This is a genomic window from Achromobacter seleniivolatilans (assembly GCF_030864005.1).
In the GTDB taxonomy this organism is placed as follows: Bacteria; Pseudomonadota; Gammaproteobacteria; order Burkholderiales; family Burkholderiaceae_B; genus Achromobacter; species Achromobacter seleniivolatilans.
This window is the reverse complement of sequence record NZ_CP132976.1, coordinates 4968788-4982847: the sequence shown is the minus strand read 5'-3', so window position 1 is coordinate 4982847 and position 14060 is coordinate 4968788. Positions and strand designations below refer to the sequence as shown.

The 14060-nt window shown below is 62.0% G+C and carries 13 protein-coding genes; 3 read left to right on the top strand and 10 right to left on the bottom strand.

Features of this window, described 5'->3' with window-relative positions:
* Positions 1–61: 61 nt before the first annotated feature.
* From aspS to msrC, 10 genes are all read right to left on the bottom strand, one after another.
* Positions 62–1849, bottom strand: coding sequence for an aspartate--tRNA ligase (gene aspS, locus RAS12_RS22490; protein WP_306941546.1), 1788 nt, complete (start codon positions 1847–1849; stop codon positions 62–64).
* 40 nt (positions 1850–1889) lie between these two features.
* Positions 1890–2555 carry a DUF502 domain-containing protein gene (locus RAS12_RS22485; protein WP_371321312.1) on the bottom strand — a complete coding sequence of 222 codons (666 nt, stop codon included), beginning with the start codon at positions 2553–2555 and terminating at the stop codon, positions 1890–1892.
* A 15-nt stretch (positions 2556–2570) separates the two neighbouring features.
* Positions 2571–2906, bottom strand: coding sequence for an FmdB family zinc ribbon protein (locus RAS12_RS22480; RefSeq protein WP_306941544.1), 336 nt, complete (start codon positions 2904–2906; stop codon positions 2571–2573).
* Positions 2907–3110: 204 nt separating this feature from the next.
* Positions 3111–4394 (bottom strand): putative Na+/H+ antiporter, encoded by a 1284-nt coding sequence (locus tag RAS12_RS22475; protein ID WP_306941543.1) that lies wholly within the window; start codon positions 4392–4394, stop codon positions 3111–3113.
* Positions 4395–4548: 154 nt separating this feature from the next.
* Positions 4549–5445 carry a DUF6999 family protein gene (locus tag RAS12_RS22470; protein ID WP_306941541.1) on the bottom strand — a complete coding sequence of 299 codons (897 nt, stop codon included), beginning with the start codon at positions 5443–5445 and terminating at the stop codon, positions 4549–4551.
* Positions 5442–7385, bottom strand: coding sequence for an iron-containing redox enzyme family protein (locus RAS12_RS22465; RefSeq protein ID WP_306941540.1), 1944 nt, complete (start codon positions 7383–7385; stop codon positions 5442–5444). Before RAS12_RS22465 ends, RAS12_RS22470 begins: the two co-directional genes overlap by 4 nt.
* A gap of 34 nt (positions 7386–7419) precedes the next feature.
* Positions 7420–8328 (bottom strand): fatty acid desaturase family protein, encoded by a 909-nt coding sequence (locus tag RAS12_RS22460; RefSeq protein WP_306941538.1) that lies wholly within the window; start codon positions 8326–8328, stop codon positions 7420–7422.
* A complete protein-coding gene (locus tag RAS12_RS22455; protein WP_306941535.1) occupies positions 8312–9088 on the bottom strand; it encodes a sterol desaturase family protein in 777 nt (258 codons plus the stop codon). The genes RAS12_RS22460 and RAS12_RS22455 overlap by 17 nt, the downstream gene beginning before the upstream one ends.
* A gap of 124 nt (positions 9089–9212) precedes the next feature.
* Positions 9213–10106 carry a 4-hydroxy-tetrahydrodipicolinate synthase gene (gene dapA / locus RAS12_RS22450; RefSeq protein ID WP_306941534.1) on the bottom strand — a complete coding sequence of 298 codons (894 nt, stop codon included), beginning with the start codon at positions 10104–10106 and terminating at the stop codon, positions 9213–9215.
* A gap of 319 nt (positions 10107–10425) precedes the next feature.
* Positions 10426–10911 carry a free L-methionine (R)-S-oxide reductase MsrC gene (gene msrC / locus RAS12_RS22445; RefSeq protein WP_306941532.1) on the bottom strand — a complete coding sequence of 162 codons (486 nt, stop codon included), beginning with the start codon at positions 10909–10911 and terminating at the stop codon, positions 10426–10428.
* A gap of 169 nt (positions 10912–11080) precedes the next feature.
* Here msrC and RAS12_RS22440 point away from each other — a divergent pair, with 169 nt between their 5' ends.
* The 3 genes from RAS12_RS22440 to RAS12_RS22430 all read left to right on the top strand — a co-directional run bounded on the left by RAS12_RS22440 (position 11081) and on the right by RAS12_RS22430 (position 13785).
* Positions 11081–12283 carry an aminotransferase-like domain-containing protein gene (locus tag RAS12_RS22440; RefSeq protein ID WP_306941530.1) on the top strand — a complete coding sequence of 401 codons (1203 nt, stop codon included), beginning with the start codon at positions 11081–11083 and terminating at the stop codon, positions 12281–12283.
* Positions 12284–12382: 99 nt separating this feature from the next.
* On the top strand, positions 12383–13309 hold the full coding sequence (ubiA, locus tag RAS12_RS22435) for a 4-hydroxybenzoate octaprenyltransferase (RefSeq protein ID WP_306941528.1): 927 nt from the start codon (positions 12383–12385) through the stop codon (positions 13307–13309).
* Between the two features lie 71 nt (positions 13310–13380).
* Positions 13381–13785 carry a DUF1090 domain-containing protein gene (locus RAS12_RS22430; protein ID WP_306941526.1) on the top strand — a complete coding sequence of 135 codons (405 nt, stop codon included), beginning with the start codon at positions 13381–13383 and terminating at the stop codon, positions 13783–13785.
* Positions 13786–14060: the final 275 nt, after the last annotated feature.

Sequence of the window (14060 nt, the reverse complement as noted above, 5' to 3'; positions counted from 1 at the left end):
CCCGAGAGAATAGGCTGGCTGAGCGCCACCGCACCAAGCGGCAGCGCTACGCCAGATTACTTCATTTCGGTTCGACGTTACGCAACCGAATGTGCAATTCGCGCAGTTGCTTTTCATCGACTTCCGATGGAGCTTGCGTCAGCAGATCCTGAGCGCGTTGCGTCTTCGGGAAGGCGATCACGTCGCGGATCGATTCGGCGCCGGTCATCATCGTTACGATGCGGTCCAGACCGAAAGCAATGCCGCCATGCGGAGGCGCGCCATACTGCAACGCGTCCAGCAGGTAGCCGAACTTCTCGCGAGCTTCTTCAGCGCCAATCTTCAGCGCGCGGAACACCTTGCTCTGCACTTCTTCGCGGTGAATACGGACCGAGCCGCCGCCGATTTCCCAACCGTTCAGCACCATGTCGTAAGCCTTGGCGAACGCCTTGCTGGGATCGGTTTCCAGGAAGTCTTCGTGACCATCCTTCGGGCTGGTGAACGGGTGGTGGGCAGCGGTGTAGCGGCCGTCTTCCTCGTCGTATTCGAACATCGGGAAGTCCACAACCCACAGCGGCTTCCAGCCGGGGGTGAACAAACCGGTCTTCTTGCCGAATTCGCTGTGGCCGATCTTCACGCGCAGCGCGCCGATGGCGTCGTTGACGACCTTCTCGCGGTCTGCACCGAAGAAAATGATGTCGCCATCTTGCGCGCCGGTGCGCTTGACCAGTTCGGCCAAGGCTGCGTCGTGCAGGTTCTTGACGATGGGCGATTGCATGCCGTCGCGGCCCTTGGCCACGTCGTTGACCTTGATGTAGGCCAGGCCCTTGGCGCCGTAGATGCCGACGAACTGCGTGTAGCCGTCAATCTCGCTACGCGACATTTCGGCGCCGCCCGGCACGCGCAAGGCGACCACGCGGCTGCCCGGCGCCGTAGCGGCGGCGGCAAACACCTTGAAGTCCACATCGCGCATCACGTCGGTAATGTCGGTGAATTCCAGTTGCACACGCAGATCCGGCTTGTCCGAACCGTAGCGGCGCATCGCTTCGATCCAAGGCATGATCGGGAACGGCGACGGCAGATCAACGCCTTGCACCACCGAGAACACATGACGGATCAGGTTCTCGAAGATTTCACGGATTTCGAATTCGTTCAGGAACGAGGTTTCGCAATCGATCTGGGTGAATTCGGGCTGGCGGTCAGCACGCAAGTCTTCGTCGCGGAAGCACTTGGTGATCTGGTAGTAGCGGTCAAAGCCCGACACCATCAGCATCTGCTTGAACAGCTGCGGCGACTGGGGCAGCGCGAAGAAGTGGCCGGCGTTCACACGCGAGGGCACCAGATAGTCGCGCGCGCCTTCGGGCGTGCTCTTGGCCAGCATCGGGGTTTCGATGTCGATGAAACCCAACTGATCCAGGAACTTGCGCGTTTCGATCGACACGCGGTAGCGCAGCATCAGGTTGCGCTGCATCTGCGGGCGGCGCAGGTCCAGCACGCGATGCGTCAGGCGAGTGGTTTCGGACAGGTTGTCGTCATCCAGCTGGAACGGCGGTGTGACCGACGCGTTCAGGATCTCGACTTCCTTGCAGAGCACTTCGATTTCGCCCGAGGCCAGTTCGCTGTTGGCGGTGCCGGCGGGACGCTCGCGCACCAGACCGGTAACGCGAATGCAGAACTCGTTGCGCAGACGCTCTGCGGTGGCGAAAGCGGCGTTGTCCGGATCGAACACGATCTGAGCCAGGCCCGCGCGGTCGCGCAAGTCGATGAAGATGACCCCGCCGTGGTCGCGGCGGCGATTCACCCAGCCGTACAGGGTGACAGTCTGGCCGAGATGGTCACGGCAAACCTGGCCGGTGTAGCAGGTACGCATGCGGGATGACTCCGTTGTGTGCTTAGTTTGAGCGTAAGGGTTACGAATCGGCGCGCGGCGCGTCTTGCACGCCAGGCTCCGGAGAGAGCGGGGCCGGCCGGTCCACGGGCGCGAACGCCTGAGCCGGGGCGACCACGCCCATGGAAACGATGTACTTCAAAGCCGCGTCCACGCTCATCTGAAGATCGATCGCTTCTGAGCGAGGCATCATCAGGAAAAAGCCGGACGTGGGGTTCGGCGTCGTCGGCACATACACGCTGATGTGGTCGCCCGACAGGCGTTCGGCCACTTCACCGCTGGGCGTGCCGGTGACAAAAGCGATAGTCCAGGAACCTGCGCGCGGATACTGCACCAGCACTGCGCGGCGAAACGCCTGGCCATTCGGGGCAAGCACGGTATCGCTGACCTGCTTGACCGAGTTGTAGATGGAGCGCACCAGAGGAATGCGGCCCAGCAGGTTTTCCCACTGATCCACCATGGTACGGCCAATCAGGTTGGCCGCGAATACGCCCGTCAACAACACCACCACAATCACCAGAACGAAGCGGAAGCCAGGAATGTCGATGCCGAACAGCGATTCGGACGACAAAAAGCCAGGCACGAACCCTTCCAGAGTCGTGACCAGCAAACCCAGCACCCACACCGTGATCGCCAGCGGAACCCAGATCAGCAGGCCGGTGATGAAGTACTTTTTGAAGACGCGCATTCGCATCGCGAGCGCCTAGGAAGCGGACGACCCGCCAGCCGGAGCCGCGGGAGCCGCCGCTGCGGGGGCAGCCGCTGGGGCAGCCGGCGTCGCAGACGCTGCAGGCGCAGCAGCCGGCGCGGCGCTTTCAGCGGACGCCGACGGGGCGGCCTGGCCGCCACCGTTGCCATTGCCACGGAAATCGGTGACGTACCAGCCGGAGCCCTTGAGCTGGAATCCAGCTGCGGTCACCTGCTTGGAAAACGAGCTTTGGCCGCATTCGGGGCAAACCGAAAGCGGCGCATCGGAAATCTTCTGCAAGACGTCTTTGGCATGGCCGCAGGCGCTGCATTTGTACGCATAAATGGGCATCGAGGGCTCCCAGGCGCGGGCCCGGTGTTTCAAAAGCCGTCAGTCGCCGGACGGAAGGGTCCGGGGTGGCAGGCGGGCGAGGCCGGAAAAATACGGGAAAGTCTTGAATTTTAGCGGTTTTTCATGAACCGTCGGAGTCAGGCTCCGCCGGGCTTGCCCGAAGGGCCTGCACGGGCTCGCAGCCCGGGCAGGCAAGACCCATTTTTAGACGGGAAGCAGGAACATGACGGCGGCCACCAGTGTCGGCCCCAGGGCGGACAAAAACAACCTGCCCGACGAAATACTGCCATCCGGGAAGTGATTCTTAAGAATGGCGAAACCCGCCGGATTCGGCGCGTTGGCAATCACCGTCAGGCCGCCCCCCGTCACCGCGCCAGCCACCAACATATACCGCCAGGCCTCGCTCGTGCCTTCCACCAACGAACCCAGATAGGTCAGCGCGGCGTTGTCGGTGATGGCCGTAAGCGCGGTGGCGCCCCAGAACAGCACGAAGGGCTCCAGCCCCCCCAGCAAATCCTGCAACCACCATTTCTGCAATCCGCCCAGCACCACCAGCCCGGCCAGGAAGAACCCCACCATCAACCCTTCCTTGATCATCAAACGGTTCTGATGGCGCTTATAGGCTTCCGAAAAGCCGATAAACATCATCAACAGCCCAAGAAAGATTGCCGGATGGTGCGCGGTGAGCACCACCGCCACCAGAAACATCAGGTGGACCAGCACGACAATCCACGGCACCGGCGGCCGGTTATCAGCCCCGTCGAGCCCATCCACGCCTCCGCCCGTTCCCACAGAGCGCTCAAGCAGCGCTTTGCGGCAAATAAAGGTCAAGAGGCCCGCATTCAGGCAGACCGCCACGGCGGCGCGCCAGCCAAAGTGCTGAACCATGAACGTGGAATCCCACCCGAAGGTCGAAGCCACCATCAGCACGGGCGGCGCCGCATACGACGTCAGCACCCCGCCAATGGACACGTTCACGAACAGCACACCCAAAGTCAGATACTTGAAGCCCGCGTGTCCGCTTGTCCGGAAATAGGCATCGCGCAACAAAATGGCAGCCAGTGTCATGGCCGCGGGCTCGGTAATGAATGACCCGCCTAACGGCACCAGGGCCATCACCACGAAAAAGGTCGCCAGCGCGCGCGGCAACGGCAGCGCACGCGCCACACACCGCACCACCAGCCCCACCAGTTCCAGGATCGGCCGGCTGGCAGCCACCACCATGATCGCGAAAACAAACAGCGGCTCGGTGAAGTTGCGCGTGTCCATGTAGCCGATTGCCGCGGACGGACCCGACAATGCCGCCATCGTCACGATCAGCGCAAAGGCCCACACGCCGAAAACGGCCTCGACTTCCGAAAACAGGTGCCAGAAACCCGCATGCGGGCCGCCACGATGCGCCAGCCGCGCAAAGAACGGAACGGAAAAGGTATGAAGCACCGCCACGGCAAACAAAATGGTGGCGATGACTTCAATGGACTGGGGCATATCGGAGATTTCCGGAAGAGGAATTTCGCAGCGGCGCTGCACGCGGTAAAGACGCGGCCCGGCAGCTTGACGGGCAAGGGTCGCAATATAACGCGGCGATATGCCCGTGTAACCAGAGGGTCAACACTAAGCCGCCCCCTTCGCGCAATCTTGCTTATGCGATAGGCGCAGGCGGCTCGGCGCCCTGCTGCGCCGCCTTCATCTCCATCAGCAAGCTGTGCAGCATCTCGGTCGACAAGCCATGCAGCACCAGGCGATAACCGGCGCGCAAGGTGGACATCGGCACCAGCGGATGGCTGTTGTTGACCAGAATCAGATGCTGCGGCGCGCCCAGCAGCTTGGCGGCATAGATGCCGATCGTCTCATCCAGCTGCAGCGAATTGGCCGCGCGCCAGAAGTCGTTATCGGTCAGCATCAGCTGGTACAGCGGCGTAAACAACTCGATGGCGCTTTGCAGATCCAGAAAATTGAGTTTGCCCTGCGGCATGTCTTCCAGCTTCAGGGGCGGGTCCTCGAGCATCGAGAAGTCGACCGTCTCCGGCGCGTGCATTTCCACACCCGCATCGCGCAGCGCCTGGTTCAGGCGGATCACGAAATTGAACAGGTTCAAATCGTGTTTAACGAAGAGTTCGTCCTTTAGATCATCGATCTCAAGGGGCTTGAGCGGCGTGGTGGTGATGCTTACCGGCGAGTTCGCGGCAATGAAAGACAGCGCCTGCGCGCCCAGATGGAAGTGGCGCAGAATCAGCCAATTCGCTTCGGGCGACACAAAGCGCTTGAGGCCCCAGGCCAGAATGCGATGCAGCAGTTTGGAATGCGACCAGCGGCGCGGCAGAAAGGTCTTCACCACCTGAATCACGATGATGAAGGCGCGTGCCAGCGGCCTCAGAAACGGCAACAGGTATTGACGCGACGCGCAGCTGGAATCCGTCAGCCAGGCCTTTTTAACCTTGTCCGGCAACGGCGTGCTGCGATCCAGATACAAAGCCAGCCACGGACTGGGATCTTTCGGGTCATGCGGTTTGGCAAGAAAATCGGGGTCCGGAATCATGCCGCATCACCCTCCATCACGTGATGAAATTGCATCAGGTACAACGCGGCCGTGCGGCGCGCCGTAGCAACGATGCGCTGCTCGGCGCGGCCGTCTTCGTCGCAATCCAGCGCCAGTTCCACGGCCGACAACCAACGTGCCAGATGATGTTCGTCGTTATGGCCGTGATACTCCAAGAAGCGGAAGGCATCTGGCGGCAGCTTCAGGCTGGCCTTCAGCAAAGGCAGCAAGGCCGGCACAATGCGCTGGCCCGTGCCCTCAATGATGTAGATCGCGCCCAAGAGGCCGATCGGATCGTTGGTTGCGGCCAAGCTGTGCAGATAGGCGTTCAGCGCTTCACCGCCCGGGTTGCGCCGCAACGTGTCAATGCTATCGACCGTGCCGCCCGCCTTGCGATAGTCCTGGAACAGGATTTCGAAGTCGTTCTGCTCTTCGCCAGCATGCAGGTCGATCAGCGCGGCCAAGGGCGCGTACTGCTCGGACAAGGACGCCGCGCCTTCGCGCATCCATTTGCTGCCTTCTCGCACCTGCGGAATCCAGTTTTCCATCCAATTCAGATAGTCGGCCGTTTCAAACTGGCGATTGCGCAATCGGCGCACGACCGGCGTGCGCCAGACGCGCGAGCGGTAATCGTGCCAGATGGCGGCCAGTTCAGTCAGCAACTGGCCCAGACCTTGCGGGGCCATATCGGGGTCATGCGGCGGGGCAATGGCGTCGGCGTCACCGCTCTGCATATCGGTGGCAGACGCGGTGGCAGACGCGGCGGCGGATGCAGCGGGCTTGCCTGCCGCCACCGCGCCGGTATGCACTGCCTCGGCTTCCAGCAGCATATAGGCCGCCATGAAACGCCCGGATTCGGGGATGTAGCAGAAGATCTGTTCGCCCGGCTTCACCTCGCGGGTTTCCAGGAACTCCGCCAGCATGACCAGAATTGATGCCGCGCCCGTGTTGCCGCGCCAGGCCAAGTTGCTGAACCAGCGTTCACGCGGAATCACCAGGCCCGCTTTCTCCATCAGGTCTTCCACGACCGGAATGAATTTCTCGGACGAGTAATGGCACAGGAAGTGATCCACCTGATCCGGGTCCAGCCAGCCGTCTCGCACCAGCTTGGCGTACTCATGGATGCCAATGTCGAACAAATGCGGCAACAAGCGGATGTCTTGGCGCAATGACAACGCGCCATCGGCCTCGGCCTCATTCCAGGACGGATAATCCAGATGCCCCTTCTGGCGGTCGGCCGACAGCCCCAGCTGCATGCACACAGGATAATCGCCCGAAAACGACCGCTGGTGGACCCACTTCAAGCGCAAGCGCACGCCGCTGGACGCGCCAGGCAGCGCGCGCCCGGTATTGCCCAGCAGCACAGCGCCCGCGCCGTCAGATAGCATCCAGCGCAGAAAGTGCGCGTCAAAATCGGCGTCGTACCCGCGCGCCGCAAAACGCGAACGTTTGAACATGCGCGACGGCAATTCACTGGCCACGGCCAGCGCGCTGGCATGCCCGCCCATTTCGACGCCCTGCGCCGCCACCTGGATAGCCGATACGCCAGCGGCGCAAATGCCGTGGACCGACAGGGTCTCCATCGGCTGCGCGGCCAATTCACCTTGGATCATGTTCGCAAAGCCGGGCATCAGGGCATCACCGCCCGAAGAGCCGCTGGTCAGCAGCGACACCGCCGACAGATCGCTGTCGTGACGCCGCAGGCAGTCGCGAATGGCATGCGCCGCCAACTGCGCGTTGGTGAACACCGTCTGGCCTTCCGGATCAATGGCGTAGTAACGCTGCTTGATGCCGTTCTCGGCCAAGATCCGGCTCTTGATGCGGCTGGACATCCGGTTCAGCGGAGCGATGTAGTCGTCCATGGCTTCGTTGGACACGGGCTCGCCCGGCATGAAATAGCCGGCGCTCTCCAGGTAGACACGATGAAACGCAATGGGCATGGCGGGTCTCTAGTAGGAGTGTAAGGTTGCGGCGCTACCGGACGTGCTCGGGCGCCATGCAAGAACGGCTGCGATAACGCGGCAGGATCGCGCCCAGCACAAAGACGCGGAACATATAAGGCGTCAGACCGCCCTCGTTCAAAGCCGGATTCACGCGCGCACGGTAGTGCTCGCGATGCAGGTGCGTCAGTTCGGACCAGTGCGCGCGCGGATGCTCGTGATGCGCAGTGTGCAGGCCAATGTTGAACAACAGGGGATTGACCAGGCCTTCGAAATTACGCGCGTAGTTCAGCCCGGCCAGCTTGCGCGGGCCGCCATCGGCATGCGCATGCTGCAAATAGTTGGTCGCCAACAGCCAGTGCAGGCCATGCAGCTGCGGCACGATCACAAACACCAGCGCCTTCATCGGGTTCACGGCAAGCAAGCCGCCCCACAATCCCAGCCACGCTCCGTATTGCGCCAGGCAATACCGCCACGCGCCTGGCCAGTGGCGCCGCAAGCGGCCCAACCATGCGAAGAACAAGGGATACAGCACCCAGCCCGCCTGCAAGGGATGGATCAGGTAGCCCCAAAGATGATTCGTATCGCCGCCAAAGCGATAGGTGCGGGCCACATCCTGCGCGCCATGCTTGTAGCGGTGATGGTTGGCCACGTGCGCCGGATAGAAAACGAAGGTCGGATGCCCTTGCAGCAGCGTGATCCAGAAGTCGGTGGCGCGATTGGTCCAGCGCCCGTGCCACATCCGGATATGCGTGTGATTGTGGTGGATAACGCCGATGCCCAACGTCAGAAACAACATCAGCGCGTACAGCGGCCACCAAAAGCCATAGATCCATTGCCAGGCTGACAGCGCAGGCAGCGCCGCCAGATAGGTCAGGCTTTGCCAGTCACGCCGATTGCGCAGCGCCGGCAGCCGACGCCGCAGACTAGGCCCGTCCGCCAATCGATTCTCGCTGCCGGAACGCGTCCAGCTGGGGGCCGGCCGCCTCGGCCTTCAGGCGGGTGCGGAACAAGCGGTCCATGAAGGTGAACTGGAATCCGTAATTGCCGTTGTAGCAGGCATGGTGCAGGTGATGCCTGCGGCTGGCGGCGAACCAGTGGGCGTAGGACACCTTGGGGAAAAAGTCGTAGTTGGCGTGCCCGATGCAGTTAAAGAACAGGCTGAACAGCGGCACGGATGCCAACGCCCAAAAGCTGAAATCATGCAGCACCATGGGCAGCATGATCACATTGCCCAGCATCAGGGCCTCAATGGGGTGAAAGCTATAAGTCGAGAACGGGGTCGTCACGACTGAGCGGTGATGCGGCAAATGGAAGCGGCGCAGCGGCTTGGTATGTAGCAAGCGGTGATTGATCCAGAAATGCACGTCGTTCCAGGCAACCAGCACCAGGATCTCGACCACGACCTTTTGCCAGCTGGGATCTGGGTCCAGATGCGCCCACCCCAATTGCAAGAGGCCCCATGGAAAAATCATGCCTGTCCCGAACAACAGAATGGACAGACCGGACTGCGCAAATTCCCGGCGCAATTGGCCCGCTGCCAAGGGCCGCGGATCGAGCGGACGGCCGATGCCCAACGCCGGCAACACGTACTGCGTAAGCAGCCAGGTTGCCGCGCCGAACACCAGATAAATGCCGCCGAAGAACAGCAGTCCCGCCAGCATCACCTGCCAGGCGGACAAGGCTTCAAAAGCTTGGGCCATGAACGTTTTGTTTCACCCCGAAGAATGGCCGCATCATAAGCAATCCGTCAGCTTCCCGGTAGGTGATTTATTACCAAATGAATCCGGGCACCACAAAGCTGACGAACGAAACGCCAACTTCGGGCTATTGGCAGGGAAACTGCCGGTTCAATCCCGCTACCGCCGCGTCCATGCGAGCCGCCAATGCAGCGCTTGCCGCGGGCATGGGCAGACGCAGCTCGTCGGTCAGCAATCCCTGCCGCCCCAATTGCGCCTTCAGCGGACCCGGATTGGGCTCGGCAAAGGCCAGTTGAATGACCGGCACCAGCGCCTGGAAGAGCTTTCTAGCCAACTCCAGTTGCTGCGCCCGCACGGCTTGATACATGGCGACGAACAGATCGGGGCGGATGTGCGCGGCAGCAGCGATCATGCCTGTCCCGCCCAGACACAGCACGGACAGCGATTGCAGATCTTCGCCCGCCAGCACATTCATTTGCCCATCGGCAATCAGCGCCAGCGTCTTTTCCAGGGTGCCCCCGCAATCCTTGATCGCCGCAATGTTCGGGTGCGCGGCCAGCGCCAGCAACGTCGCCGTATCCAGCGTTGTGCCCGTCCGGTAAGGGATGTCGTAGAGCACCAGGGGCGCGCGCGAGGCATCAGCCAGGCAACGGAAATACGCGGCGGCGCCTTCCTGCCCCGCTCGCACGTAGTAGGGTGCGGGGGCCAAGATGCCAGCCAGCGGCCGAGTGCCAAACGCCGACAGCCGCTGCAATACGTGGCCCTGGTGATTTCCCGCCAGCCCCATGATCACGGGCAACTTGCCGGCCTCGGTCAGCACGGCGTCCAGCACAGCCAGTTGCTCGGCATCATCCAAAGACGCGGCCTCGCCCGTGCTGCCGCATACGACCAGCCCGTCTACGCCAGCGGCGGCATAGTGGCGCACCAGCCGGCGCAGCGCTCCGCCATCCACGGCGCCGCCGGAAAACGGCGTGACGAGAGGCACCCAGACGCCCTGGAACAAAGATTGATGAGATTGCATGTGAACACTCCTTCGGTGTAAGCGGACCGCGGTTGGACCGTACAGAAGTGCTCGGGATACTAGAGGTGCGCGCAGAGGCGCCAATGCGCCGCCAGGAGGCCGCCGTTCCGTCGCCCATCTGACGGAACAGCTGCTCCGGTCAGATGAGCGGCTGTTTTTTGGATTTCAGGCCGGCAGCAGCCAGCGCCACGCACAGGGCGCGGGAGCAAGCAGCGGAAGAAATGGCCTGAGGAATCATGAATGAAATAGACGCCGGAATGGGCGGATGCAGAAATCTACCGGGCGCCCGGCGCCGTGTCAACGGCCGCGCGGGGCTTGCTTAACGCAGGCTGGCCAGAAACACCGCGCACAGCGCTTCCATACCCTGGCGGTCGTCTTCGTCGAAGCGATCCGGCACGGGGCTGTCCACGTCCCACACACCGATCAGCTTGCCATCGCGAACCAGCGGCACCACGATTTCGGAGCGCGACGCGGCATCGCAAGCGATATGGCCCGGAAACGCATGCACGTCCGGCACCAATTGCGTCTGACGCTGGCTGGCGGCGGCGCCGCACACGCCACGGTTCAGCGGAATGCGCACGCAAGCGGGCTTGCCCTGGAAAGGCCCCAGCACCAGTTCCGTGCCATCGAAGAAATAAAAGCCTGCCCAGTTCAATTCGGGCAAGGCCTGATAGGCCAGCGCGCTCAAATTGGCAGCGTTGGCGATGCGGTCGGGTTCGTCTTCCAGCAGCGCGCGGGCCTGGAGGACCAGTTCGGCGTACAGAGCGGCTTTGGAGTCGGCAACGATGGGAGCGGCTTCAAACATAGCGGTAAATGTAACTGTACAGGCGGTTATCGATGCAGGTGATTTTAGGGGTTTCGCGCGTTAAAGGGGCCGGGCTGCTACCGTATGGGACAATACTTTTTTGTTGCAGTCCCCCAAGCATTACCCCTGCAAGTCACTCCCTTTACCCTTCTTGATCAAGAAGCAATCCATGGACAAGCCTTTCGAACCTGCGTTTTCCTTCTCGGAACGCGCTCAGCAACTTACCAGTTCCGCCATCCGCGAAATCCTCAAGGTCACCGAGCGCCCTGAAGTCATTTCGTTCGCAGGCGGCTTGCCCGCGCCCGGCGGTTTCCCGGTAGAAGTGGTACGTGCTGCATTCGACAAGGTACTGGCCACCAACGGCCGCGCGGCCCTGCAATACGGCCCGACCGAAGGTTTTGCGCCGCTGCGCCAATGGGTTGCCGACGACCTGAACCGCGCTGGCGCCAATGTTGCCGCCGATCAGATCCTGATCGTGTCGGGTTCGCAGCAGGCCCTGGATCTGCTGGGCAAAGTGCTGATCGACAAAGACAGCAAGGTGTTGGTCGAAGACCCCAGCTACCTCGGCGCGCTGCAATCGTTCAGCCTGTACCAGCCCAAGTTCGTGCCGGTACCCACCGACGAAGGCGGCCTGGTCCCTGAAGCCATCACCCCTGAACTGGCCGACGGCGCACGCTTCCTGTACGCGCTGCCCAACTTCCAGAACCCCACGGGCCGCACGCTCAACCTGGAACGCCGCATTGCGCTGGTCAAGCGCGCAGCCGAGCTGAACCTGACCATCATCGAAGATGATCCCTACGGTGAACTGCGTTATGCAGGCGAGCCGCAGCCGGGCCTGATCGCGCTGGCCGCCGAATACGGCGCCAATGTCGTGCGTCTGGGTACGTTCTCGAAGGTGCTGGCCCCCGGCCTGCGCCTGGGCTACATCGCAGGCGCCCGCCAGTTGATCAACAAGCTGGTGCAAGCCAAGCAAGCCACTGACCTGCACACGCCCACGCTGACCCAGATGGCCGTGTACGAAATCGTCAAGGACGGCTTCCTGGAAGAGCACCTGCCCAATGTGCGCGAAATCTACCGCGCCCAGGGCAGCTGCATGCTGGAAGCCATTGCTCGCGAATTCCCGTCCACCGTCAGCTGGACCAAGCCGGAAGGCGGCATGTTCATCTGGGTGACCTTGCCCGAACACATCGACAGCACCAAGCTGCTGGAAAAGGCCATCGCGCAAAACGTGGCGTTCGTGCCCGGCGCGCCGTTCTATTGCGGCGCGGGCAAGCAGAACACGCTGCGCCTGAGCTTTGCCACCGTGCAAGAAGACAAGATCCGCACCGGCATCGCCATCCTGGGCAAGCTGCTCAAGGAATACACGGCGTAATTGCCCCGGCCTGACCGGCACTGAAGTTCCACGGCCGGGCGCAATGCCCGGCCGTTGTTTTATGCTGTCGGCTTTCCCTCCCCTACTTTGGCCGTGACAGTGAGCGCCTCGCAACAACCTCCCGTCGATCTCAGCGACATCGTCTTCACCGACTGGGTCGAACGCTGGCTTCCCAAATCGTGGCGGCCTTACGCCCGCCTGTGCCGTCTGGATCGCCCCATCGGCACATGGCTGACGCTGCTGCCTGCCATTGCCGCGCTGATTCAGACGGCAGGCGGCCTGCCCGACTTGCAGCGCCTGATTGTTTTTTCGCTGGGCGCGCTGCTGATGCGCGGCATCGGCTGCACCGTCAACGACATGTGCGACCGCAACTTCGACAAACACGTCGAACGCACGCGCTTTCGCCCCTTGACCAGCGGCCAGCTGTCGATGAAGAACGCTGTGTGGTTCCTGATCGGCCAGTTGCTGGTCTGCGGATCGCTACTGTTTTTCTTGAACGACATGAGCCGCTGGCTGGCTGTGGCCGTGCTGCCTTTCGTCTTCATCTATCCGCTGTGCAAACGCGTCACGTATTGGCCGCAAGTCGTGCTGGGCATCTGCTTTAACTGGGGCATGCTGATGGCCTGGTCGGACACGCAGAACCACGTGCCGCTGGCAGCGGTCGCGATGTGGTTGGGCGCGGTGCTCTGGCAAGTCGGCTACGACAGCATCTACGCCTACGTAGACGTGCGCGACGACCGCAGCCTGGGGCTGCATTCCACCGCCATGCGGTTCGGCGATCAAGGCAAGCTGTGGATCGGCGGCTTCTACTTGGCGACCGTGGTGCTATGGGCTTGGGGCGGCTACGCCATGGGTCTGTCGTGGGCGTATCAGGTGGGTATCGCCGCCGTTGCCGTGCATTTGGCGTGGCAATTGAAGGTGTTTGATATCCAGCGTCCTGATCGCAACTTCATGCTCTTTCGCGCCAACCTGTGGCTGGGCGCCCTGCTGGTCGCCGCCGCGCTGGCAGGCACGCTGATTCGTTGATGCTGCACATTGCGGTCTGCGCGCGCTCAGGCGATGATGGCGCTTCCGCAATACGTTTTCGGAGACACTGCATGCCCTCTTTCATCAAATCTCTGACTGCTGCTGCCGCCGTCTGCGCCCTGTTCGGCGCGTTGCCGGCACAGGCCGCTACCGATTGCTCCGCACAACGGGGTTGCGCCGCCAAGTTCTGCGAGATCGAAAACGACATCGCCGCCGCCAAGGCACAGAACAACACTCGTCGTGAAGCCGGTTTGCGCAAAGCTCTGGCCGAAGCCCGGGCCCATTGCACCGACAGCCGCCTGCAATCACAGCGGGAAGCCGATGTCCGCGAAAAGCAGACCAAGGTGTCCGAGCGTGAACAAGAGCTGAAGGAAGCCCGCGCCAAGGGTAAGCAAGACAAGATCGAGAAGGCGCAACGCAAGCTGGAAGAGGCTCAGAAGGAATACAACGACTCGTTGGTCGAATTGAACCGCTGACCCCAGCCGCAGCCTGCCGCGCTGCTCCCTCGCGTCGACTTTTCGCAGACTTAGCCCCGGGCACGCCCCGGGGCTAGTCATTTCTGCGCCGCGCGTACCGCCCATCGCCGCGCTCCGCAGACCACCAGCTATGGTGTCACCAAATGGAAATATCGCCACCCATGGTGCTATTTGGAGAAATCCAAACCGATTAGGCACGATTTTGGAAATATGTTTTCAGGTAATAAGGGTTTATCCCAGGGTTCTTTAGGGCCAGAATGCATCTCATCGGGACA

Excerpts from the sequence above, each read along its gene's own strand:
- msrC (WP_306941532.1), bottom strand. The coding sequence starts at position 10,911 with ATGTTTGAAGCCGCTCCCATCGTTGCCGACTCCAAAGCCGCTCTGTAC.
- RAS12_RS22470 (WP_306941541.1), bottom strand. The coding sequence starts at position 5,445 with ATGATTCCGGACCCCGATTTTCTTGCCAAACCGCATGACCCGAAAGAT.
- RAS12_RS22430 (WP_306941526.1), top strand. The coding sequence starts at position 13,381 with ATGCCCTCTTTCATCAAATCTCTGACTGCTGCTGCCGCCGTCTGCGCC.
- aspS (WP_306941546.1), bottom strand. The coding sequence starts at position 1,849 with ATGCGTACCTGCTACACCGGCCAGGTTTGCCGTGACCATCTCGGCCAG.
- RAS12_RS22455 (WP_306941535.1), bottom strand. The coding sequence starts at position 9,088 with ATGGCCCAAGCTTTTGAAGCCTTGTCCGCCTGGCAGGTGATGCTGGCG.
- RAS12_RS22485 (WP_371321312.1), bottom strand. The coding sequence starts at position 2,555 with ATGCGCGTCTTCAAAAAGTACTTCATCACCGGCCTGCTGATCTGGGTT.
- RAS12_RS22480 (WP_306941544.1), bottom strand. The coding sequence starts at position 2,906 with ATGCCCATTTATGCGTACAAATGCAGCGCCTGCGGCCATGCCAAAGAC.
- RAS12_RS22440 (WP_306941530.1), top strand. The coding sequence starts at position 11,081 with ATGGACAAGCCTTTCGAACCTGCGTTTTCCTTCTCGGAACGCGCTCAG.
- RAS12_RS22465 (WP_306941540.1), bottom strand. The coding sequence starts at position 7,385 with ATGCCCATTGCGTTTCATCGTGTCTACCTGGAGAGCGCCGGCTATTTC.
- RAS12_RS22475 (WP_306941543.1), bottom strand. The coding sequence starts at position 4,394 with ATGCCCCAGTCCATTGAAGTCATCGCCACCATTTTGTTTGCCGTGGCG.
- dapA (WP_306941534.1), bottom strand. The coding sequence starts at position 10,106 with ATGCAATCTCATCAATCTTTGTTCCAGGGCGTCTGGGTGCCTCTCGTC.